General features: G+C 38.1%; 19 protein-coding genes. 5 read left to right on the top strand and 14 right to left on the bottom strand.

Annotated elements, in window-relative coordinates:
- Positions 1-9 precede the first annotated feature (9 nt).
- From IRT38_RS13940 to IRT38_RS13920, 5 genes are all read right to left on the bottom strand, one after another.
- Positions 10-1053 carry an NAD(P)H-dependent flavin oxidoreductase gene (locus tag IRT38_RS13940; RefSeq protein WP_168154183.1) on the bottom strand — a complete coding sequence of 348 codons (1044 nt, stop codon included), beginning with the start codon at positions 1051-1053 and terminating at the stop codon, positions 10-12.
- 279 nt (positions 1054-1332) lie between these two features.
- Positions 1333-2334 carry a cytochrome d ubiquinol oxidase subunit II gene (gene cydB / locus IRT38_RS13935; protein ID WP_194598032.1) on the bottom strand — a complete coding sequence of 334 codons (1002 nt, stop codon included), beginning with the start codon at positions 2332-2334 and terminating at the stop codon, positions 1333-1335.
- A 2-nt stretch (positions 2335-2336) separates the two neighbouring features.
- Entirely contained in the window at positions 2337-3770 is a 1434-nt protein-coding gene (locus tag IRT38_RS13930; RefSeq protein WP_194598031.1) for a cytochrome ubiquinol oxidase subunit I, read from the bottom strand.
- 146 nt (positions 3771-3916) lie between these two features.
- The gene (locus IRT38_RS13925) at positions 3917-4372 is read right to left on the bottom strand and encodes a DUF2946 domain-containing protein (protein ID WP_035338772.1); all 456 of its coding nucleotides are present in this window, start codon (positions 4370-4372) and stop codon (positions 3917-3919) included.
- Positions 4373-4551: 179 nt separating this feature from the next.
- Positions 4552-5253 carry a VIT family protein gene (locus IRT38_RS13920; RefSeq protein WP_194598030.1) on the bottom strand — a complete coding sequence of 234 codons (702 nt, stop codon included), beginning with the start codon at positions 5251-5253 and terminating at the stop codon, positions 4552-4554.
- Positions 5254-5483: 230 nt separating this feature from the next.
- Between IRT38_RS13920 and IRT38_RS13915 the strand changes: the two genes are divergently transcribed.
- On the top strand, positions 5484-6698 hold the full coding sequence (locus IRT38_RS13915; RefSeq protein ID WP_194598029.1) for a tetratricopeptide repeat protein: 1215 nt from the start codon (positions 5484-5486) through the stop codon (positions 6696-6698).
- A gap of 2 nt (positions 6699-6700) precedes the next feature.
- Entirely contained in the window at positions 6701-7831 is a 1131-nt protein-coding gene (wecB, locus tag IRT38_RS13910; RefSeq protein WP_194598028.1) for a non-hydrolyzing UDP-N-acetylglucosamine 2-epimerase, read from the top strand.
- 1 nt (position 7832) lies between these two features.
- Here the strand turns inward: wecB and IRT38_RS13905 are convergent, their stop codons facing one another.
- The 9 genes from IRT38_RS13905 to IRT38_RS13865 form a co-directional block, all read right to left on the bottom strand.
- Complete coding sequence (locus IRT38_RS13905; protein ID WP_409514097.1) at positions 7833-8732, bottom strand: hypothetical protein; 900 nt, start codon at positions 8730-8732, stop codon at positions 7833-7835.
- Positions 8710-10548: a hypothetical protein gene (locus IRT38_RS13900; RefSeq protein ID WP_194598027.1), complete on the bottom strand. Its 1839-nt coding sequence runs from the start codon at positions 10546-10548 to the stop codon at positions 8710-8712. The genes IRT38_RS13905 and IRT38_RS13900 overlap by 23 nt, the downstream gene beginning before the upstream one ends.
- Entirely contained in the window at positions 10548-11798 is a 1251-nt protein-coding gene (locus tag IRT38_RS13895; RefSeq protein WP_194598026.1) for a glycosyltransferase family 2 protein, read from the bottom strand. Before IRT38_RS13895 ends, IRT38_RS13900 begins: the two co-directional genes overlap by 1 nt.
- Positions 11785-12687, bottom strand: coding sequence for a hypothetical protein (locus IRT38_RS13890; RefSeq protein ID WP_194598025.1), 903 nt, complete (start codon positions 12685-12687; stop codon positions 11785-11787). The genes IRT38_RS13895 and IRT38_RS13890 overlap by 14 nt, the downstream gene beginning before the upstream one ends.
- Positions 12687-13430 carry a hypothetical protein gene (locus IRT38_RS13885; protein WP_099948965.1) on the bottom strand — a complete coding sequence of 248 codons (744 nt, stop codon included), beginning with the start codon at positions 13428-13430 and terminating at the stop codon, positions 12687-12689. Before IRT38_RS13885 ends, IRT38_RS13890 begins: the two co-directional genes overlap by 1 nt.
- Before the next feature lie 201 nt (positions 13431-13631).
- On the bottom strand, positions 13632-15074 hold the full coding sequence (locus tag IRT38_RS13880) for a cryptochrome/photolyase family protein (protein WP_194598024.1): 1443 nt from the start codon (positions 15072-15074) through the stop codon (positions 13632-13634).
- Positions 15075-15186: 112 nt separating this feature from the next.
- Positions 15187-15669 carry a peptidylprolyl isomerase gene (locus tag IRT38_RS13875; RefSeq protein ID WP_004912603.1) on the bottom strand — a complete coding sequence of 161 codons (483 nt, stop codon included), beginning with the start codon at positions 15667-15669 and terminating at the stop codon, positions 15187-15189.
- A 122-nt stretch (positions 15670-15791) separates the two neighbouring features.
- Positions 15792-17078 carry an NAD(P)/FAD-dependent oxidoreductase gene (locus IRT38_RS13870; protein ID WP_194598023.1) on the bottom strand — a complete coding sequence of 429 codons (1287 nt, stop codon included), beginning with the start codon at positions 17076-17078 and terminating at the stop codon, positions 15792-15794.
- 93 nt (positions 17079-17171) lie between these two features.
- Positions 17172-18491 carry a D-alanyl-D-alanine carboxypeptidase PBP6B gene (locus IRT38_RS13865; protein ID WP_194598022.1) on the bottom strand — a complete coding sequence of 440 codons (1320 nt, stop codon included), beginning with the start codon at positions 18489-18491 and terminating at the stop codon, positions 17172-17174.
- 170 nt (positions 18492-18661) lie between these two features.
- On the opposite strand from IRT38_RS13865, the gene IRT38_RS13860 reads away from it, so the two are divergent.
- The 3 genes from IRT38_RS13860 to IRT38_RS13850 all read left to right on the top strand — a co-directional run bounded on the left by IRT38_RS13860 (position 18662) and on the right by IRT38_RS13850 (position 23830).
- Positions 18662-20365 carry a M61 family metallopeptidase gene (locus IRT38_RS13860; RefSeq protein WP_194598021.1) on the top strand — a complete coding sequence of 568 codons (1704 nt, stop codon included), beginning with the start codon at positions 18662-18664 and terminating at the stop codon, positions 20363-20365.
- Positions 20366-20787: 422 nt separating this feature from the next.
- Positions 20788-23019 (top strand): NADP-dependent isocitrate dehydrogenase, encoded by a 2232-nt coding sequence (locus tag IRT38_RS13855; protein ID WP_004912593.1) that lies wholly within the window; start codon positions 20788-20790, stop codon positions 23017-23019.
- A gap of 151 nt (positions 23020-23170) precedes the next feature.
- A complete protein-coding gene (locus IRT38_RS13850) occupies positions 23171-23830 on the top strand; it encodes a hypothetical protein (protein WP_227592172.1) in 660 nt (219 codons plus the stop codon).
- Positions 23831-23936 lie beyond the last annotated feature (106 nt).

Here is a 23936-nt window from a genome sequence, read left to right as displayed (position 1 = left end):
GATCAGTACTTAATATGATTTCATTTCTAAAACCAATTGGTTAATGAGATCAGCTGCTTCAAGTTCACGAATTTGTGCAACATTACTACCTGCCCAAAATGCATTGTAGCCAAATTCTTGTTGTTTGTTGGCAATAGCCATCAGTTGTTTGGTTAGATCATAAGTGTATGGGTAGGCTGGAACTTTTGGTCGCTGTGGTGAGTCAATTTCTGTATGCCATGTGCCCAATAAGCCACGTGCAGGGCGACCAGATAAACTCGCACTGATCTGGGTGATTTTTTGACTAAACAATGCTTTTCGATAAGCCGCATTTGCACTTGAACTTTTACATTGAACAAATGCGGTTCCAAGTTGAACAGCTACAGCTCCCGCTTTCATCATCTGTTTAGCTTGATCACCATTCATAATACCACCTGCAGCAATCACAGGTATTTTGCAATGTTTTGAAATTAAGCTCACCAAGTCAAAAGTTTTAATAGCTGCATCAAATTCTTGATTAAAAATACCGCGATGTCCTCCAGCTTCTATACCTTGAGCGATGATCAAATCTATACCAGCAGCTTCAATGGCTTGGGCTTCAATTAAATTTGTTGCAGAAACCATGGTGATAATGCCTGCTTGTTTTAGTGCAGAAATTTGATGAGCTTTGGGAATGCCGAAATGGAAACTGACAGCTTTGGGTTGGGTTTGTAAAACAATATCCAAATAATCATCGCTGTCTAAAAAGCTAGGATATATACAATTCAGTTGTCGGGGTGGTTGTGCATCAAATTTCTCAAAATGAGGGCGTAGGTAGTTGATCCATTGTTGTGCTACATCTTGATCAAGCTGTTCAGATTGATGACAAAAGAAGTTCACCTGAAAAGGTTTATCAGTTAATGATTGAGTTTTAATAATCTGTTCTTTAGCTGCTTCAGGTGTGTTTGCACCTAACCCAAGAGCACCAAGAGCACCTTGGTTAGACACCTCCGCTGCAAGTTCAGGTGTGGAAACACCTGCCATTGGTGAAATAAAAATGGGATGTTTAATTTCTAATAATTCTAAAATAGTCATATTCTTTACCTACATCATTTTTATTCAACATAGCTTAAATGCTTAAAAAATGGCAAATAATAATGGCTATTTCTTTAAAGAATGATCAAAAATTATGTTATTTAAATAGATATAAAGATGCTTGGCTAACTGTGTAGCCAAACATCAAAACATTGGATTAAGAATAAGCCAGCATGAGCAAAGCCTTAAATATGCCTGCGATCAAAGCTAGACCTAAGAAGCCAACAAACCAAAGCCCAATAAACCATTTTACTTGTGAAGATTTCATTTGATTTAACCTCAATGATAGCCTTGGTCACCAACACGAACTTTATCTCTAAAAATCCAGTAACCCCAAAAGGTGTATGCCAAAATGATAGGAATCATCACGACAGCACCAATTAATGTAAACATTTGACTATTTCGTGGCGCAGCAGCTTCCCAAATCGTAACTGATGGGGGAATGATGTTGGGCCATAAAGTAATCACAAAGCCTGAGTAGGCAAGGAACATGAGCACTAGTGTGTAGAGAAAAGGCTTATGTTCATTTCGGTTTAGGCAAGCCCGCCAAGTTAATACAGTAAAAATAATCACCAAGATTGGAACAGGGCTAAAATAAATCAGTTGTGGCACAGTAAACCATTTCGCTGCAATTGCAGGTTGGCTATAAGGTGTATATAAACTGACAGCAGCAAAAATAATGAATAGAGCAATAATTAATTTTGGCATCAGCTCATACATTTTCGCTTGTAGACCATCGTCAGTTTTTAAAATTAACCAACCACAGCCTAATGCAGCATACATCACCACCACACCTAGCCCTGTAAACATAGAAAATGGGGTAAACCAGTCGAAACTTCCACCAACGTAGATTCCATTTTCAGTTTTTAAGCCCTGAATATATGCACCTAAAATCATTCCTTGGAGAAAACTAGCAATCGTGGAGCCTCCGATGAATGCCAAGTCCCAGAGTGCTTTGGTCCGATTGGCTTTAAATCTAAACTCAAAAGCGACACCCCTAAAAATAAGGGCAATCACCATGAGCGTAATCGGCATATATAAGGCAGAAAGCACAGTGGCATAAACGATTGGGAAGGCAGCAAAAAGACCTGCTCCTCCTAATACCATCCATGTTTCATTGCCATCCCAAACAGGTGCAACCGTATTCATCATGACATCACGTTCTTGTTGATCCTGAATAAAGGGAAATAAAATACCGATGCCAAGATCAAAACCATCTAGAACAACATATATCAAAACACCTAATGCAATAATCATTGCCCAAATTAGTGAAATATCCATGCTTATTCTCCTTTCTCATGATCATTGGATTCAAGACGTTCATCTACAGCACTGAGTGGGCGCATTGGTGTTTTAAAATGACCAACACCACCTTGTTCCTCTATCGGTGTATGAATAAATTGTGGTCCTTTGTGCATGAGTTTGAAGATGTAATAGATGCCTGTACCAAATACAACAGTATAAACAATGACAAAAATAATCAGGGTAATACCGACTTGATCAGCTGATACGCTAGACAGCGCATCTTTAGTTCGTAACACACCATAAACAACCCATGGTTGGCGACCTAGCTCGGTCGTAAACCATCCTGCTAACAATGCGATATAGCCTGTAGGTCCCATGATTAATGCAAATTTATGGAACCACTTTTTCTCGAATAACTGTTGCTTCTTGCGAAGCAAAAGACCAATCAAAGCGAGTAAAACCATGAGTGTGCCGAGACCCACCATGATACGGAAACTCCAAAATACCAAAGTCGAATTTGGACGATCTTCTGGTGCAAACTCTTTAAGACCTTTAACTTGACCATCTAGACTGTGAGTTAAAATGAGACTACCTAGATAAGGAATCCCAACTGCATATTTGGTCGTTTCAGCTTGCATATCAGGGATACCAAATAAATACAGAGGCATCGCTTCATCTACATTGGTTTCCCAATGTCCTTCCATTGCAGCTAATTTCGCTGGTTGATGCTTTAAAGTATTTAAACCGTGATGATCTCCAATCAAAACTTGTGCAGGTGCAGCAAATAGAATCATCCACATCGCCATAGAAAATGATTTTTTAACTAAAGCATCCCGACGACCACGTAATAGATGCCAAGCAGCAGTGGCCGCAACAACCAAAGCTGAAACTAAAAAGGCTGCAACAGCCATATGTGCAAATCGGTAAGGGAAGGAAGGATTGAATACGATGGCAAACCAATCAGTCGGCACAATAATGCCATTTTCTATTGCGAAACCTTGAGGTGTTTGCATCCAACTATTTGAAGATAAGATCCAAAACATTGAAATACATGTACCTACAGCAACCATAAATGTAGCAAAAAAGTGTGCCTTTTCACTGACACGCCCCCAGCCAAATAGCATGACGCCGAGAAAGCCTGCCTCTAGGAAAAAGGCAGAAAGCACCTCATAGGTTAACAGTGGGCCAGTTACACTGCCCGCAATCCGAGAAAATTCACTCCAGTTAGTGCCAAACTGATAGCTCATGACTACACCTGAAACGACACCCATACCAAATGTGACTGCGAAAATTTTTAACCAATATTTATATAAATCTTGATAAATTGGATTGTGACTTCTAAGCCATTTCCACTCTAGTACAGCGAGAAAACAAGCGAGACCAATCGAGGTTGCAGGGAAAATAATATGAAAGGAAACCGTAAAAGCGAACTGGATTCGTGCCAGTTCTAATGCCGTTAAGCCTAAATCCATGATGAATCCTCCATTTCGCTGATCAAAATATTTTGATTAACAGAGTGAAAGAGTGCTTTTTTAAGGGTGTGTGTAACACGCTCTTGCTGAAAATCAGCAAAAGAAAAATGATTAAGCATATATAAACTCACATTCTCAATAATTGATTAAATAAATGAATACATTGAGAACGTGGAGGGCGGGGCTCGACCTTGAGGGATGAGAAATAGACGTTGTAGTGAAAAGAAGAAACCAATAAATACTTGATACAAATGCAAGTATCGGACTTGTACACGCACGAATACTTCTTTAATCCCAAGTGTGGGTGGTGCAACTAAGTGTCCATAAAAGAAACAAAAAGGACATTGGTGATTAAGATCGTGATGGTGCTGATCAGAATGAGAATCTGCTTGAGGCTGATCTAGATGCAAACTGTGGTGATCAGTGTGTAAAACTTGTTCCGAATGTAGATGTAATTTTTGTTTTATTTGGGTAGACAGAAGCAAAACAGTCTCACATGCAGGGGAAATTTGATATTCCTCTGGCAATAAAGGCTGTAAAAAAACAGCGATCTGTAATGCAATTGTTGCAAAAGCCAACAATATCCCAAGTCGATGTATCAAGACACTTCTCTACATTGGACATTTCAAACCAGAAAGTTAGCTTTTGGTTAATTCAGACCATCAAACTAGGCTTTCTGTTATATGTCATCATACATCTAATTTTGAAAAAAATCTTAATGATGCTTGGGATATATTATTAATTTGTAGTTTGATTGATTGGTCAAAATAAAATGGCTATCTTACAAGGGCTGCACATTAAATAATGAGCCTACCCAACTAGAAAATGCCATTGCGATCACGCCCCAAATCACTATTCTTAGGCTTCCTTTAAGCATCGATGTGCGTGCAAAATAACTAGATAAAGCACCTAGAACTGCCAAAGACAGAACACCCGTAATTAAAACAGTTTTTGATACCCATTCATTTGAACTTAATAAAATAGCGAGCATGGGGAGTGCTGCACCACATGAAAATGATGCGGCGGAAGATAATGCTGCTTGAAGGGGATTTGCTGCTGTATTTTCGTGAATTCCAATTTCATCGCGAGCATGTGCGCCAAGTGCATCATGTGCAGTTAATTGAGTTGCAACCTCATGTGCAAGTTGAGGATTTAAACCCCGTGAGATATAGATTTCAGTCAGTTCTTTTAATTCAGCATGAGGGTTTTTCTCAAGTTCTTTAGCTTCTCTTCGAAGATCAGATGTTTCTATATCTTCTTGTGACTTAACCGAAATATATTCTCCTGCAGCCATAGATGTAGCACCTGAGATTAATCCTGCGATACAGGTAATCAATAAAGTATGAGAACTAACACCGCTTGCAGCTACCCCCATAACTAAACTCGTGACGGAGATGATTCCATCATTCGCCCCAAGAACTGCGGCACGCAGCCACCCTGAACGTTGCATAACATGAAGTTCTGAATGATGTGAATGTGACATAGGCTTACTCTTAATTAATCAATATTGTTCAAAATATTAAAGTCATTTATCTGAGATTATTGCTAAATTTTTCAATGATTCATCAACTTATCATACTTATAAAATAACTTATTTTAACGATACCGTGATGATCTCTTGGTTATAATATGTGAATAATTTGACATTTTAATGCTTTGATTCTTCTTTAAATAAAAGATTGATCTTGAGTTTCTTTAGAGTTGAGATAATAGATGAACAATTCCAAGAATAAGCCCATAATTTTTACATTACTTCTGATTGGTTCGGTGTTGCCAATACAACATGTCTTTGCAGCTACAACTCAGTATGTTCAAGAGGGGGATGCAGATTATAAGCCTGGTAATCCAATTTATGATCGTTGGGATCGTTTTTATCAACTTGAGCAGAGTCAACCTGAGCAGGCTGAAAAAATCCTGATTGAATTAAGTGAACTCACACCTAATGATGCGAAAGTATGGAAAAGTTTAACTTATCTTCAGATTCGGCTGAATAAACAAAATGAAGCATTACTTAGTGTGCGAAAAGCATCTCAGCTTTTGCCTCAAGAAGATCAACTCAAATTACAAGAAGCGTATTTGCTTAATCAACTCAAACGTGACAACGATGCCTTACCCATTTTTAAAACTTTAACTCAATCATCTGATATAGAGATCGCAACTAAAGCTCAAGAGGCAGTTAAGAATTTGAGTGGACCTCAAGTGAAGCCTATTTTCAAAGATATTTATTTTGCTCCATCTTACGAATCTCGTTATGACGATTTTATATTTCCTTTAAAAATGCGTTATGGGAAAAACTTACAAAATGGTCGTGCTCAAATCTATGGTTTCTTGAATCTTAATCGAGATACTAAATCTAAAGGTGGAATACGCCCTGAGATTATTGATGAAAATGCTGTAACGGTTGGAGTTGGAGCAAATTATCAACCGTGGATTTCACTACCCATCCGTGCATATTTAGAAGTAGGTGGTAGTTATGATCTAATTGATCGTAATCGTGATAAATTCCGTGAAAGTGTTGTTGGTGGTGTAACGGGATATCAAGAATGGTATGCAAATCCCGCACTGGAGCAGAGGACTGTCTGGAATGATTATTTCACTGATTTATATGGGAATGTTGCGAGTTATTCTCGTGAAGATTACAACGTGATAGCTGATTTTAGACTCAGATCTGGTTTGAATGTTTACCGTGGTGAATTAGGTACAGTACAAGCTTATGGAAAGTTGCATACTTTAGCTGATTCTAAAGGTGAGAATTACAATAATTTATTTGAATATGGTGCAGGCGTTGCATGGCAACCATTTAATTACGTTCCAGTAAAATTACGAGTTGAACGTTTATATGGGCATTATTTTAAAGATGCATTGGCAGATGGTACAGAAAACTATAACAACACCCGTACTGAACTTGTTTTCTATAAGGATTTCTAATAATGAAAAAATTAATCTCAATTGTTTTTGGTACGCGTCCTGAATTAATTAAATTGGCGCCTGTAATTTTAAAAGCTCAGCAAGATTCACGTTTTGATGTAGAAGTGATATTCACAGGACAGCATGATGAACTCGTCCGTGATGCAATTGACTTTTTTCAGATTAAAATCACACATCGGCTAAAAATGATGAATGCTGGTCAAAGCTTGAATCAACTGCTTATTCAAGGTCTCACTCAGCTCGAAACGATATTGACTGATGGAAAGCAGCGTCATGCAGTCATAATCCAAGGTGATACGAGTACCGTATTAGCAGCTGGATTGGTAGCATTTTCCATGAGAATACCTGTTGCTCATGTAGAAGCAGGATTGCGATCTTTTGATCTTGATCATCCGTTTCCTGAAGAAGGTAATCGTCAATTAGTCTCCCGCATTACAAAATGGCATTTTGCCCCTACTGAGCAATCAAAGCAAAATTTATTACAAGAACATATACCTGCTAAAGATATTACAGTTACAGGTAATACTGTGGTTGATGCAGTTTATTTGGGGCGCGCGTTAATTCATCAAGATGCAACAGAACTAAACTATTTAAAACAACATCAACTCAATTTTTCAGAAAAAGATCGTGTAGTTTTGATTACTGCTCATCGACGTGAAAATTTTGGTGAAGGTATAATGAATATTTGCCATGCAGTTGAACATATTGCTACTAAATTTAAGGATGTTCATTTTGTATGGCCTGTTCATTTAAATCCTGCTGTACATGATGTTGTACATGTTAAATTTAGTGATCATCCTCAAATACATTTAGTTAAACCACTTGATTATCCAAGTTTACTTGCTGTTATTGATAAAGCTGAGTTTATTTTGACGGATTCAGGTGGATTACAAGAAGAAAGTCCATCATTTCATAAACCTGTTTTGATTTTACGTGGCACTACTGAAAGACCTGAAGTGGTTGAGGTAGGAGCAGGTATTTTAGTTGGAACGGATCAAGAAAAAATTATTCAAGAATCTGAGAAATTGCTAACGGATGCTGAACATTACCGAAAAATGGCAGAGGCACCAAATCCATTTGGTGACGGTAAAGCTTCATTAAGAATTTTGGATCAAATTGCCTTAGACGAATGATTTAAGCGGTGGTCTGTGGTGAAGATGAGTTGTAATGTAACTTATACCACAGCGCTACGGCATATACAGTCCAACGATTCATATAGTGAGGACCATCAAAAATATAAACTCTTTGGCCTTCATAGGCTTTCAATTGTTCGATGATTTCCCAAGGATAGGCAGCGCGAAATTGTCCATGTTTTGCGGGTCGAAATGCCTCTAAGACAATAATAATATTTTCTTTGCCAAACTCATTTTGCAATTTAACCAGTAACTCTTTAGCTTCTTGTGGATTACGTGTTCCAACACCAACACCATCTTGAAAAAATACACCTGTTTGTTCTGGTAGCCAGCTTTTTAACCAAACATCTAAATATTTAGGAGTTTGTTCACCGCTGTAAATACTGATCCAACGAGGAGTAGGGAGTTGTTGGACTGCTTGAGCAAGTGCATCAACATGTAGCCAAGTTGGATCGGCTTCGACTGGAAAATAGTAACCTTTTAATAATGTTTTATCCGTGTTTTGGACAATTTGAATTGAGTCTTGTGCAAGGGATTGTATATTCGAGCGTGCAACGGTTTCATTGTACTCTCCAGCGAGTCCAAGAATAATATTGTTTGCCCAAGGTTCTTGTTGGAGTTCATTTAGATCAAATTGGTTCTCCCATTTCGGAAAACCAATATCATGTGATAGCCAAGATTTAGATTGCACAACTGACCATTGGGGGACAAAGGTTGTTACACCGAGTAACTCCCAATTTCCTTGTGGTGGAGATGTTGCTAAGTCAGGTTGCCAAAACATGCCTTCAATATGAGGGGCGGAAGCTGTAGATTCCGCCACATTCATGCAACCTGTAAAGATCATTGCAACAGCAAATAAAATGCTTAAATGCATCGGTTTAATCATTATGTTTTTTAGCATTTCGATTTTTTCGCCAGTACCAAAAGAAGATAGCCAATATAAGTAGAGTTGAGATCACAAGAACAACAATAAAAAATGAAGATTGCTGAACGAGAGGCGCTTTTTGATTTCCTACAATAATTTTTTGTAGTACATGAATTTGACCATTTTCAGAAACAAAAAGTTTGCTTACGTTATTTGGAATACTATGTTGGATTTTGCCCCATAAACGCATAAAACTTTGTGCGCCTTGGGCTGAGTCCGTAATGATATAAAAGCGGTTTTTTTCAAAACTTACGATAAAGCCTTTTTGCGCAGCTGGTTGATAAATTGAGTCTTGGTGCATCAAAACTTGCTGGCGGTAAATATTAGGATTGACTTGAATGTTGATGAGTTCTGGTTGAGTTGAGCTGTAGCGAACAATATCAAGAGGCACAGGTGCAGCTGTCATCAACATATTTTTTGCAACTTGACTGGTGATAATCGCCATACCTAAGGCACCAGAATTACGGTCTATTGCAATGGTTGGATTACTAGCGAAGGTCATGGAAAGTGCAGAAACACCATTCTTAATTTTATGAGGCAATTGAATGTTAGATTTATTTGCATCTATCCAAAGTGATCCATGAGCATTCGGTAAGCATTGAGCATTTGCAATAATTGAGTTTTCAAGACGAAGATTAAAATTAGTATCTTTGGAGATTGTTTTTGCGAAGAAGTTGAATTGTCGATTGACAGGATCAGAATCAAGTTCAGCCGTTTTTAAACTTCCAGCTAATCCATTATCAATCCAAGCCGTTATATTGGAACCTTCAAGTAAACCACTTTGTACTCGTAATGCAATTTGTCCCTGTAAAATGTCCGTAGGTTGCCATACAGCAGGGAAATCTAAATATAAATTCTTTTCTGCTTGATTGAGTCGAAAATCTTCAATTCCTAAATCTGCTAAGGTTTTTATATTTTTTAATTCTGCCCACTTCGGTGCAGAAAGTTGAATTGGTAGTGCAGTCGCAGAAGTATCAAGTTGTGTTAAATAGCTAGGATTGATTAAACCGTGAATTGCTGCGATTAATTCTTCAGGTTTATGGTAAGTGATTTGTAAGATTGGGAGTTCATTTGCTGCTGATATTTGTGCATAAGCACCACCTTTAAGCGGTGTAGAGGAATATATTGTTTCAATCACAAAATTAGGTGTTTGATTAGCTGGAGCGCTTTGTTCAAACCAACGAATTGGTGTGACCGATGACCATGAACTGGTCAAACGAGCTAACATTGATGATTCAATGATCTGATCAGGGTTAAATTTTAATACCCCAACGAATGGGGCGGATCGTACAATTTGAGGATTAAATAGTGCGTCTGGCAAATCCTTCAGACGATATATAGGGCGATGACGCGTGTACTCAATTTTTGAGTTACTTAGATATGTTACCTGATCTACATCTTCAGAACAGAACGTAACTCGATTGGCGGCAGGAGAAGTTGGTGGAGAATACTGCTGTAAAATCAAATCTAAACGATGAAAGCCACTTTTACTCGCTGGAATATTAAATGAAAGTTGTCCAGCACCATTTAACGTCGTGTTATAAATTAATTTATCATTATATTTGACCAATAAAGTGGTGTTGTTTTCAGTCGCATACTGTGTAGAAAAGGTCGTATTTTTCCATTCTGAACCTTTTCCGACATAGAAATAGTGTGGCTCAACAGTATATTTATTGGATGTATTGATATCTTCAAAATTCCAAATTTCAGCCATGCTTAAGGGCGCAGCAAAAAAAACAGAGCTAGCAAGCAGTGCTTGGAAAAGGTGATTTGTTTTAAGTTCTATTTTCATTACTTTTTCTCTTTACTACGTTCAGTTTTGTACCATTGCAAGGTGTTTCCTTGAATCTTGTTTTTGATCATTTCATAGGCAGCTTTAAAGACAATAAACAAGAAAATTTGGGAATAACTTACATAGGATAAGACTGAATAAATGTATAACTCAGCTTTTGCTTTTTCTAATGACAAAGTAAACCACATTTGCGCAACATATAAGCAAAACGAGAGCGCCCAAAGTTGAGTGAAAGGACCAGGAACAGTTATATCAGCTATGCCTAAAAGTCCTAAAGCGAGTGTAATATGGCTCCAGATAAGTGCTGGAACAAACATTACATAACACATGATGTTGTTAAAAATTTCGATGCCAATCGGAAATGGTCTACGTAATGCGATGGGTAAGTATTTACTAGTCACATAAAAATTACCTTGAGTCCAACGTGAACGTTGTTTGATAAATACACTTAAAGAGGGAGGGTCTTGTTGCCAACCGATCGCATAAGGAACCCATTTAATTCGTTTTTGACCTAAGAAAATTCGGAAGCTCATTTCGGTGTCGTCTACTAAGGACTTTTCATCAAAGCCGCCTAGTGTTTCGAGAGCATCACGCCAAATCACATAATTCGTGCCCATAAGTGTCGATAGTTCGAAACGTTGCCATCGGCCACCTTGGAAAATCCATTGGAAAAAAATGAATTCAATTGCAATAAAACGTGTGAGAATGCTATCGCGCCAGTTACGAGTGCGTACTTTCCCATTAACTGCCACTAATTTTCTATCTGCTAATAAGGTTTGGGCTAGCAAACGAACACAGTCAGGCTCAGGTGTACTGTCAGCATCATAGACAACAATTAATTCACCCTTTGCATGGGGTAGACCATTATTAAGTGTTCTTGATTTTCCTTTACCTCCCATACCTTTGGGTACATTGACAATTTTAATGCAGGGATATATCTCTGCCATGCGCTCTGCAATTTCTAAAGTATTGTCTTTCGAGCCATCATTAATGAGTAGTACTTCATAGGCATGTGCTGGATAATCTTGTTGTGCGATTGCATGCAAGGTATCTTCAATTACAACCCCTTCATTGTAGGCAGGAATCAAGACACTCAAAACTGGCCATCGTTCAGGAACAGGTAGGTTCTCTAGTTCTTTTGCTGCAGTTTTTGAATATTTCCACGCTTGATAACTGAGCCAAGCCCAAAAAGCCTGTGGAATCCAAATACCCAAAAAACCGACTAAAAATAAAATATCAATTGCTGGCATTGGCACGCACCTTTCGAATAATTGCGACTATCAAAAGCAACAGTAGAATGCCACCTAGAAATAATGAGAGCCATGAAATTGAACTACCAAAGGTACTCAATATGTTGGGATAATTTGTCGCGAAAATAAAATCGAGTGGAATAATCACTACGCTCAAAACAATAAATAAATATCCCAATATGCTCGTATCAATACCGTCGACTGAGCTTTGATAGTCGATGCCATTGAGTTTCCATTGAATCCCCATTTGTGGATACTTGATATTCATTAAGGGGGCATCCGATGGTGGATTAATCACAACTTGATAACCTGCTTCAAAACCTGTGTAGATATTTGTGTTATAGAAATATTGTTGTTGATACTTAATTTCACGGGCTGGTAATGGTAATGCTGCATTCAGTTGAGTTTGAATCAAATAACTGCCCGAGGGTTGTGAGATTAAATTTTCATCCCAACCTGATTGCACGAGCGCCATTAAAGGACGGAGACCTAAGGCTGTAGAAAAGGTTGCTCTTGCAGCAAAATAATTTGGTTGTTCAACCTGATAAATAGCGATAGGAATAGCGCCTTGCTCAACGGCTTTTTTAAGTTTGAAATATTGTCTAAAGCTAAAATGCTGATCAGGAAGAATGATTCCTGGTTTGATACCTTGTTCAATAATACGTTTAAAACTAGGAGATTGAGCTTGATCAATCGTAAAAACAGGCCACCAATGTTGCTGTTTAGGTACGATCATTGCAATTTCTAGAGGAGAGTGTAATGTTGGAGTCGACCTTTCAACTGTACGAATATAGCAACCGTAGTATTGACGATAGAAATACTCCAAAGTTGGATCTGGATATTGATGGGTTGCGATTAGGAAACCACAAATATTCATGATCATTGACATTAGGATTGCTCCTGAATGATAGGAACAGTATGTAATTGCTTATCGACTTTGAGCTTTACACTAGGTAATTGTTTTAATTCTTCAATATAATCTGGTAGCTTATCCGTTGTTTCTGCTGGAATTACAATGCTGGCAATTTCATTTAGATCACCATCGATGAAATGATAATTTACATCACCGCATTGATGCGATTTGCTTAGAATATTAAGAATTTTATTTTGAGTTTGCTTCCAAATATCCTCACCTAGCATTTCTTGAATTAATACCGCATTACTAATCTGAATGTCGTAGATAAAATACGTTTGAGTACCTGATATCCTCAAAAGTTTATGAAACTCATGCTTAAAATGTTGTAATGAACTTAATGGGAAAATATCATGACGATAGTTTTTTTCGTAACTTTGAATAGCTTTAAATCGTTTTAGCGCATTTGCAATATTATGGCGAACCGCACTTAGAAATAGTGGTGCCATAGGAATGATAAACAAAAGCAGGAGTTGTCTTTCAATGTGTGTTTGACCTGCTAAATCAAACATAAAATATACAGCGACAGCCAAAAATGCGATCAATCCAATGATTAATGCTGCTCCGATATTAACAAATGCCCCAAGTACTAAAAGTCCAATAATTAGAATCCATCCACCTCGGTAAGTTGCAGGCAACCACTCATATGCCACAATCGCAATGAAGAGATGTGCGGTAATGATCCAGAGCATTAAGGTTTGTGCAGGTGTCGTTTGCATAATTAAAGTTTCTATTCATATGTTTTATGAGAGGTTTTTTTATAAATCTACTCGTTATAAGTATTAAAATTAAATAAATTTACTTTTCTATACAACAATGTAAACAAGGAAGTAGCAATTATGGAAGATTATTTTAAGTTATGTAAACGAGCCTTCTTAGCTAAACGGTTCTTTTTAGTGTAAGAAGGCTATTGGACTAGTTTATGATAATGCTTGGAAAGCTTGAATAGCACGTTCTCGACTGGTTTTTAAGTCAACAATTGGATGGGGATAATCTAATTTCAATGCGGTATTTTGGGCATAAGGCTCATGAATCCGTTTAGCATCTAGTTGAGTCAGTTCTGGGACCCAACGTCGAATATACACGCCATTTTCATCAAACTTTTGGGATTGGCTAATTGGATTAAAAATTCTGAAATAGGGAGCAGCATCAGTTCCTGTCGATGCACACCATTGCCAACCGCCATTATTTGCAGCTAGATCGCCATCAATCAGGTTTTGCATGAACCATTGTTCACCTTTACGCCAATCAATTAATAGATTTTTAGTTAGGAACATGGCACAAATCATGCGAACTCGGTTGTGCATCCAACCTGTAGAAAGAAGTTGACGCATACCCGCATCAACAATTGGAATACCTGTTTGTCCTCGTTTCCATTTTTCAAAACCTTCGCTATCATCACGCCATTGAACATTCTGTGTTGCAGCTTTAAAAGGCAAGTGCTTAGAAACTTGTGGAAAATCGAATAATATATGTTGATAAAATTCACGCCATAATAATTCATTTAACCACGTTTGTTGTCCTTCGGACTGGATAACAAAATCACCTTGTTGATGTCTAAATGCTGCTTGAATGCACTGACGAATTGAAATAATTCCAATATTTAAATAAGCAGAAAGTTGACTAGTTCCTTTAACCGAAGGGTAGTCCCGTAAAGCGTTATATTGAATAATTCGTTTTTCAACAAACTGATTGAGTAGGTTTCTCGCATGTTTTTCACCCACTCGCCATTCACTCGCATTTTTGTCTTTAATTTTGTCAGCATAGTGATTTTGGATGTGCTGTAAATCTGTTTGGTGTAGCTGACAAAAATCAAACTCTATGGGTGCTTGGATTTCAGGGATTGGATAACACTGAGGTAAACCGAGTTCTAAGCGCTGATAGCAACTTTTTTTGAAAGCACCAAAAACTTGATAGGGTAGATTCGATTGAGTTCGAATACTTGCAACTGGAAACAGCGTTCGATCTTGAAACAGTATCAGTTGTTTTTTTTGACGATTTAAACTTTGTTGTACTTCATTATCGCGTTTGAGTTCATTGAAGCCAAATTCAATATTGGCATACACATTTTCAAATGGTAATTTTTCTGCGAGATCAACAAAAAACTCCGCAATGTCATCCCAAAGAGGTACAGTAAATATGAGTAAAGGGATCTGTAGTTTGGAAAGTTCTGTTTTTAGCTCCAAAAGTTGGCGCAAATAAAAATCAATTTTAATATCCGCATCGTCATGACGTTGCCATTGTTCAGGTGACAGAATACAAATCGCTATACATGGACCATTCTGACGGGCATGCCATAAAGCTGCCTGATCGCGGACGCGGAGGTCTTGGCGGAACCAGATTAATTGATAAGTATTTGACATAGCAATTCTATAAAGTTCTTTAAAAATTATTATTCATATTTTATAGGTGCTTATGTGAAGAAAAAGCAAAGCCGAGGCTTTGCTTTTTGAGATGTTCTAATTCACAGAGGAATTAGTGGTGGTGACCACCTACACCGTGTACGTGACCGTGATCTAACTCTTCTTGAGTCGCATCACGAATTTCAACGATTTCAACTTCGAAAGTAAGATCTTGACCAGCTAATGGGAAGTTCGCATCAACGATAACGTTGTCACCTTCAACAGCTTTAACAGTTACGATTTGAACGCCATCATCAGTTTGAGCTTGGAACTGCATGCCCGCTTGGATGTTATCCACGCCTTGGAACATTTGAGCTGGAACTTCTTGAACTAGATCAGGGTTATATTCACCGTAGCCTTCAGCAGCAGGTACGTTTACAGTGAATTTTTCACCAACAGTTTTACCTGTAAGAGCATTTTCTAGACCAGGGATGATGTTGCCTGCGCCGTGCAAATATGCAAGTGGTTCACCTTGAGATTGATCAAGTGTTTCACCCTCAGCGTTTGTTAAAGTGTAGTGGAATGAAACCACGTGGTTATTTGCAATAGCAGTCATGTTGTTTGATCCATTCAATCAATTTAGATGTATATCATAAAGTGAAAAATAGATTTTGTTGACTATTTTCCACTTTTTGAAACTATTTCGTTATAAATGGGAACGAAATTTAAGATTTCAACTCAATAAAGCTTAATTTTTGGACGTACACGACGAGTTAGAAAATCTTTCATCGTCAGCATGCCTGCTTGTGTGTAGCCGTGAATGTTGGCTTGATGCAGTCGATAAAGGGAAACGTACATGGTTTTTGCAATAAACCCTTGAACGCTAACATCGCCGAGTAATTCACCCACAGCCTGATTACGACTTAATGAAACCAATGAACCTTTATCATTAAAGCTGAACATCGGTTGTGGTGTGCTTGCGATACGCGCTGCCATAGCGTCAACTAAAAAAGTTGCTTGTTGACTAGCGACTTGAGCACGAGGTCCGAGTGGTGGTTGACGAGCATCTAGCTGACAGTTTGCACAATCACCAAAAGCGAATACATTTGGATCAGTCTGCGTTTGTAGTGTTGAATAAACCATCAAACGATTAATCTTGTCCCGCTTAAAGTCATGAAGTGTTTCTAAGATTTTAGGTGCCTTAACCCCAGCAGCCCAAACGGTAATGTCTGAATGTAAAACCTCACCATTACTAAAATAAACGTTTGACTCATCTACTTTTTGAACTTTATGTTCAGTCAAAACATCAATACCCATTTTCTTGAGTTGCTTGGCGCTGTGTGCAGCTGTCTTCTCATTCAATGCGGGTAAGATGCGATCAGAGGCTTCGATTAAAGTGATCTTGACTTGTTTTGGGTCGATTTTCTTCAAGCCGTAACGATAAAAGTTTTTCGTTGTTTCAATCAACTCGGCAGCAAGTTCAACACCTGTAGCGCCAGCTCCAACAATACCGATATTTAAAGCACGTTCAGTCGACTGATTTTGAGCTTCGATATAAAGGTGGAATAAATCTTGTTGGAATACATCTGCTTGTTGTCGGCTATCCAAGAAGTGACAATATTCACGTACACCTTCAGTTCCAAAGTCATTCGACACAGATCCAACGGCGAGAACTAAGGTGTCATAATTGAGATCTTGAATGACAGGGGTGTGTTCTTTAGAAAGCTGAGGAGGGGAAAGCGTGATTTGTTTTTGGTCTTTATCAACTGCGACGAGGCTACCGAGTACAAACTCAAAGTGATGTTTTTCTGCATGTGCAAAATAATTGGTTTGTTCTTCGTGGGGGTTAAGCGAGCCAGCGGCAATTTCGTGTAGTAGAGGTTTCCAAATATGAGTGAGGTTTTGGTCAACTAGGGTAATTTTAGCTTTCTTTCGTCTGCCAAAACGTTCACCTAACTGTGTTGCAAGCTCTAAACCACCTGCGCCACCACCTACAATCACGATATGATGTAAGGTTTTGCTCATGATCAACCTAATTATTTTTGTGAAAGGATGGTCCGATTATGCCATCCTTTTCACTGGATTCTATGGTTAATCTTGAGAAAAATAGTCGAGTTTCTACCCTTGATTTAATGGGTAGAGTTTGGCACTCTGACTGTCATTTGTTGAAAAAAATGAAAATAAATTAGAAAACCAGATCATAATTTTTTGAAAAATATTAGCTTCTTCAATTTGTACATCATTTTCAATCTGGAGACTTCGGATCAATTGATTATTCTGATAAACCGAAACTGTCGCTAAGTTCATGACTTGCATCAGCGGCGCTGTCAGATGCTGTTCATTCAATTCAATATTGATATGTGTATTGGTGCTTTGGAGCGGTTCAACTGTAGTGACCAATTGATTTGCGTCAACTAGGTGGATGCGCTGAGTCAAAAGATTAAATGTATTCAGATCAATAGGCATCGGTCGGTCATAAAGAGAAGTTGTCACAATAGTAGGTTGTTGTGTTTCTACTCTGAACATTTTTAGCGTTGAACGAATTACAGGAAGTTCTGCAATTAATCGGTGCTTAGGGATTACAACTTCATCCCGTGTATAAGTAAATGCAAGATTCATTAACTTGTGTGCGACTTCAGCACGTTTTACCGCGCTAGGTGTTCCCAAAACCACAACGATCAAACGGCGTTTCTCGACATCAGGATTGAATGTTGGACGCTCTGCTGTTAGTGCCAAATTATAACCAGCAGCTTTGGTATAACCTGTTTTAAGACCATCTGCGGTCGGATCCATTTTGAGTGCGAGGTTAGTTGCATGATGGAATCTTTGGTTATAACTGAAGCTAGGCATTTTTGAATAATATAAATATTCAGGCGTATCTTGAACGATGGCTTTGGCTAATAAACCTAAATCTGCTGCTGTCGAATAGTGATCAGGCATCGTAATTCCAGCAGGATTACTAAAATGTGTATCTTTCATCCCAAGAGCTTGTGCTTCTTGATTCATACGAGCAACAAATTGAGGGACGCTACCTGAGATTTTCTCGGCTAGTGTAACAGCTGCATCATTTGCAGACATGACAATGAGTCCTGCCAGTAGTTGGTCAACTGAAATTTTTTCGCCCGTTTTTAAATACATTTGGGACTCATCCCACATGACCGTATTTACAACGGGTGTAGCCGTTAAGATATCTTCTTTACGTAATTTTCCTGCTTCAATTTCTCTTAATGCGATATAAGCAACCATCATCTTAGTGAGTGAAGCAGGGGCACGTTGAACGTGACTATTGTGCTCGGCAATAATTTGTCCTGACTGCGCATCGACAATAGACCATGCTTGTGCTTCGACCGTTTCAGGCGCTATTTTGAGTAAGCTTGCATGTGCAAGATTTACACACAATAGGCTAAAGAACGTAAAGAGGGAGAGGATGAATTTCACGAGTACACCTTGAGCAGCCGATCCATGGGCATGGAATGCGAAAAAAGCATCCTATGACTTTTTTAGTGGAGAATCCAGCCACTTTTGCTGACAATTACGACATCTACGCATGACTTTGTAAAAAAATGCTAAGCTGTGTGAAACCGTTCTTATTTTTATGATCTTAAATTATGTTGCACTATCAAATTGAGTTCGACGATTATCGCCAACATCTGATTCACGTCACCCTTCGTTTTCTGGCTAACCCTAATCAAGAATTATGGTTACCGACTTGGATTCCTGGTAGTTATTTAATTCGTGAGTTTTCTAAGCATATCGAATCGGTAAAAGCTTCTGACGAAGCTGGGCGCTTATTAAAAATTAAAAAAACAGAAAAAAATCGCTGGCGTTTGTTTAATACCGATCATGAGCTTATTACTGTTGAATATGATGTCTACGCATATGATTTATCCGTACGTGGTGCTTATGTTGATCAAACACGACTATACGTAAACCCAGCGTGTGTTTGTTTAGGTCTCCAAGATCAGGAACATGCGCCATGTGAAGTAGAACTATTTTTACCAAGCGAATTAAAGCATTTCCAACTGGCAACAGGTCTAGTTTCAAAGAGTCTTGTTAAGGGGCGTTTTACTTTAAAAGCAGAGAGTTACGATCAGCTAATCGATAGCCCATTTGAGTTAGCAGAGCAAAGCCGTTTTAGCTTTGATGCAAATGGTATCCCACATGAGTTTGTGATTTCAGGCAAACACGCGACTAATTTAAATCGTCTTCAGGCAGATATTGAAAAAATATGCCGTACTGAAATAGATATGTTTGGTTCAGCACCTTTTAAAAACTATACCTTTATGACGATGGCAACAGGCAATAGTTATGGTGGTTTAGAGCACTGTAATAGCACAAGCTTAATTACACCTCGTGATGATTTGCCTAAAGCAAATGAACCAGAAGAACCATCAAAAGACTATCAGCGCTTTTTGGGTTTGTGTAGCCATGAGTATTTCCATTCATGGTTAGTTAAATTTATTCGTCCAGAGAATTTCGCAAATTACGATCTACACAAAGAGTCATACACCAGTTTGTTGTGGATCTTTGAAGGATTTACTTCGTATTACGATGATTTAATTTTGTTGCGTAGTGGCGTCATTTCACAAAAGTCTTATCTTGATTTATTGAAAGCTCAAATTGACCGTTATCTACAGAATCCTGGACGTTTTATTCAATCTGTTTCTGAGTCAAGTTTTGATGCATGGATTAAATTCTATCGTCAGGATGAAAACTCAAATAATGCAGGAACGAGTTACTACAACAAAGGTAGTCTAGTCGCATTGTGTTTAGATTTGGGTTTACGTTTACGTGGTTCAAATCTTGACGAGCTTATGCGTCGTTTGTATGAAAATACTCAAAATGGCATACAAGTTAATGATCGCACGATTTTTGAGTTATGTAATGAATTGACTGGCGATAATTGGATTGAACAGATTAATCATTTGATCAATACCACTGATGAATTACCACTAGATCAACTTTTACCTGAGTTTGGTTTGAGCTATACGCTTAAAAATGACAAAGCATTACCATTCGGCTTAAAAGTTACTGACAAAGCTGAAGGTGTTGTTATTCAAAATGTTCGTCGAGAAAGTTCTGCAGCAAAAGCAGGCTTATCTGCAAATGATGTGATCATTGCAATCGATGACTTAAAAGCTTCCGAAAAACTACTATCTAAGTATGCTAAACAGCCAGGGACATATAATGCATACGCATTTCGTAGAGATGAGTTATTGCAATTTGAACTCATAGCAGGGGAAAACACCTTAGCGACTGTTGAACTCAATATTGAAGATCAAAACAAACTGGATGCATGGCTAAAACTTTAGTCTTATCCAAGCTTTCAAAGAAACACCGCTCAAGATGACAGTCTTGAGCGGTGTTTGTTTTTGTTTCTATTAAATTATTGAAATAAATAATAATTTGTAAATTCATTTTAAATTCTAAATTAACGAAGAGTATATGTTTTGTAGTATTTCTTAAAGAAATGTCGTTATCACAGGATATGACATTGACTGGCTTAGGGTGAATCCTGATAATCTCATGTTTTATTTAAGCTAACCGGTTCGCAGGGCTAAATGCCTAAGCTCACAACTACTATTTCGTAGCGAAATGTCGTTATCACAGGATATTGCGTTGACTGAGATGCGATCAAGACTGATACTCTCATGCCTAAATCAAGCAAACCGGTTCGCAGAGGCTGGGCCAAAAGCTCGCTTCTAAAAACTCAATTTAACACAAGGGGCTATATATGGCTGGTGGAAAGTCAAAAATCATTTATACACTGACTGATGAGGCGCCGTTATTGGCGACCTACTCGCTACTGCCGATCATTGAGACCTTTACTAAGCCAGCTGGCATAGAAATTGTCAAGAGTGACATTTCTGTTGCAGCGCGTGTGCTTGCAGAATTTTCGGACTACTTAAGTGATGAGCAGAAGGTGGCTAACAACCTTGCAGAGCTTGGTCGCCTTACTCAAGATCCAGATACGAATATCATCAAACTGCCGAATATCAGTGCGTCTGTTGCTCAATTGACAGCATGTATCAAAGAGTTACAGTCTAAAGGATATGCAATTCCTGATTATCCGGAAAATCCTACTACGGATGAAGAGAAAGAAATCAAGACTCGTTACGGTAAATGTCTTGGCTCTGCTGTAAACCCTGTATTGCGTGAAGGTAACTCAGATCGTCGTGCGCCTGCTGCTGTTAAAAACTATGCGAAGAAGCATCCACATTCGATGACTGAATGGAAACAGTGGTCTCAAACCCACGTATCACACATGGAAGAAGGTGACTTCTATCATGGTGAAAAATCAATGACGCTTGATCGTGCACGTAACGTGAAGATGGAATTGATTACTAAGCGTGGTGAAACGATTGTTCTGAAACCTAAAGTAGCACTTCAAGATGGCGAAGTAATTGATTCAATGTTCATGAGCAAAAAAGCATTGTGTGACTTCTATGAGAAGCAACTCGATGATTGCCGTGAAGCAGGTATTTTATTCTCGTTACACGTAAAAGCGACAATGATGAAAGTTTCACACCCGATCGTTTTTGGTCACTGTGTGAAAATTTACTACAAAGAAGCATTTGAGAAACACGGCAAGTTATTTGATCAGTTAGGTATTAACGTCAATAACGGTATGGCTGGTCTTTATGAAAAGATCGCTACTTTACCAACCTCACTTCGTGAAGAAATCATTGAAGATTTACATGCTTGCCAAGAACATCGCCCTGCATTAGCAATGGTTGATTCAGCAAAAGGCATCGACAACTTCCATTCACCAAACGATGTAATTGTAGATGCTTCAATGCCTGCAATGATTCGTGGTGGCGGTAAAATGTGGGGTGCAGATGGTAAACCTTACGATTGTAAAGCGGTAATGCCAGAATCTACCTTCGCACGTATCTACCAAGAAATGATCAATTTCTGTAAGTGGAACGGTAATTTTGATCCAAAAACGATGGGTACTGTACCTAACGTTGGTTTGATGGCTCAAAAAGCAGAAGAATACGGTTCACACGATAAAACATTTGAAATTCCTGAAGCTGGTATTGCGAACATTACAGATTTAGACACGGGTGAAGTACTGATGTCTCAAAATGTAGAAGAAGGCGATATCTGGCGTATGTGTCAGGTGAAAGATGCACCGATTCGCGATTGGGTAAAACTTGCAGTAAGTCGTGCGCGTAACTCTGGTATGCCTGCAATTTTCTGGCTTGACCCATATCGTCCACACGAAAATGAGTTGATCAAGAAAGTTGAGAAGTACTTAAAAGAGCATGACACTGAAGGTTTAGACATTCAGATCATGTCACAAGTACGTGCAATGCGTTATACGCTTGAACGTGTAGCTCGTGGTTTAGATACTATTTCTGTAACTGGTAACATTTTACGTGACTATTTAACTGACTTGTTCCCAATAATGGAGTTGGGTACTTCAGCGAAAATGTTGTCTATCGTTCCGTTAATGGCGGGCGGTGGTATGTATGAAACAGGTGCAGGTGGTTCAGCGCCGAAACATGTTCAGCAGTTAGTTGAAGAAAACCACTTACGTTGGGATTCGCTAGGTGAATTCCTTGCGCTTGCAGTATCTTTAGAAGAGCTAGGTCTTAAAGAAGATAATGCACGTGCTAAATTACTAGCGAAAACACTTGATCAAGCTACGGGTAAACTGCTCGATAACGATAAGTCTCCATCACGTCGTACTGGTGAGCTAGATAACCGTGGTAGTCATTTCTATTTAGCAATGTATTGGGCTGAAGCACTTGCTGCTCAAGATGAAGATGCTGAGTTAAAAGCGAAGTTTGCTCCTCTTGCAAAAGCTTTAGTTGAAAATGAGCAAAAAATTCTTGCTGAATTGAGTGAAGTACAGGGTAAAGCTGCTGATATTGGTGGTTACTACGCTGTTGATCCTGTGAAGGTAAGTGCTGTAATGCGTCCAAGTTCAACGCTTAATGCTACGCTTGAAACGATCTAAACTTTTAAATCTTTAATTGATTTAAAGAAGCCGATGCAAAAGCATCGGCTTCTTTGTTTAAGAGATAAGGTGCTTTTGAAATTTGATTATTGTTAATTTTTAAAGTTAAATGCACTTAGACAAAATTTTAAAATAAATCATTAGAGAATATATGCATATAAAAAGGTTAAGTGTTGGTGCTTTTTTTACAGTGATTTGGTTTGTTGGTATCTATTTTTTTTGTATTCTTAACGATTATACCCTTCCAAATAAAGATTTAAATTCATTAGGAGATTTTTTAGCAGGTATTTTCGCACCTATTGCTTTTTTTTGGTTAATTCTAGGGTATATGCAACAGGGCAAACAATTAGAACAAAATACCAAAGCTTTAGAGCAACAAGAAAGAGCGCTTCAACTTCAGATTGATGAGATGAGAGAAGGGGTAAAACAGCAAGTTGAATTAGTGCAACTTCAAAGACAACAACTCGATGAACAGCATAAGATGCTCGAACCAAGATTTATTATTTCTCAATCTAAAGTAAATTTTCCCGTTTATGGCAGTAGCACAGATCCTAAGATAGATATTAACCATAATATAGTATTTCTTGTGATCAATTACACTCTAGAAAATTTGGGAGGAGATGCTTTTAATTTGAGAATAACACACCCGAAGAGTAAGGAGATTTTAAAAAAACTTAGTACCGTAAAAGCATCTACATCAGAGGAAATTAGATTTGAATTGGCGCAATTTCAAATAGATCAATTAAATCAAAAAAAAGAATTGGAAGATTCATTAGATTTTTTTATGAAAGTAAAAATGGGCGTTCAGTAAAATATGAATTACTTATTCGTGTATATCAAACCAACCATCCATTTTATGGTGTAAATCTCTTTTTGAAGAAAGCTGATTTATAGAAAATACAAACTATATAAATTTA

Source organism: Acinetobacter sp. SK-43 (genome assembly GCF_015351505.1).
Lineage (GTDB): Bacteria > Pseudomonadota > Gammaproteobacteria > Pseudomonadales > Moraxellaceae > Acinetobacter > Acinetobacter junii.
The sequence above is the reverse complement of the archived record's forward strand: the minus strand, read 5'-3'. Positions and strand labels throughout refer to the sequence as shown.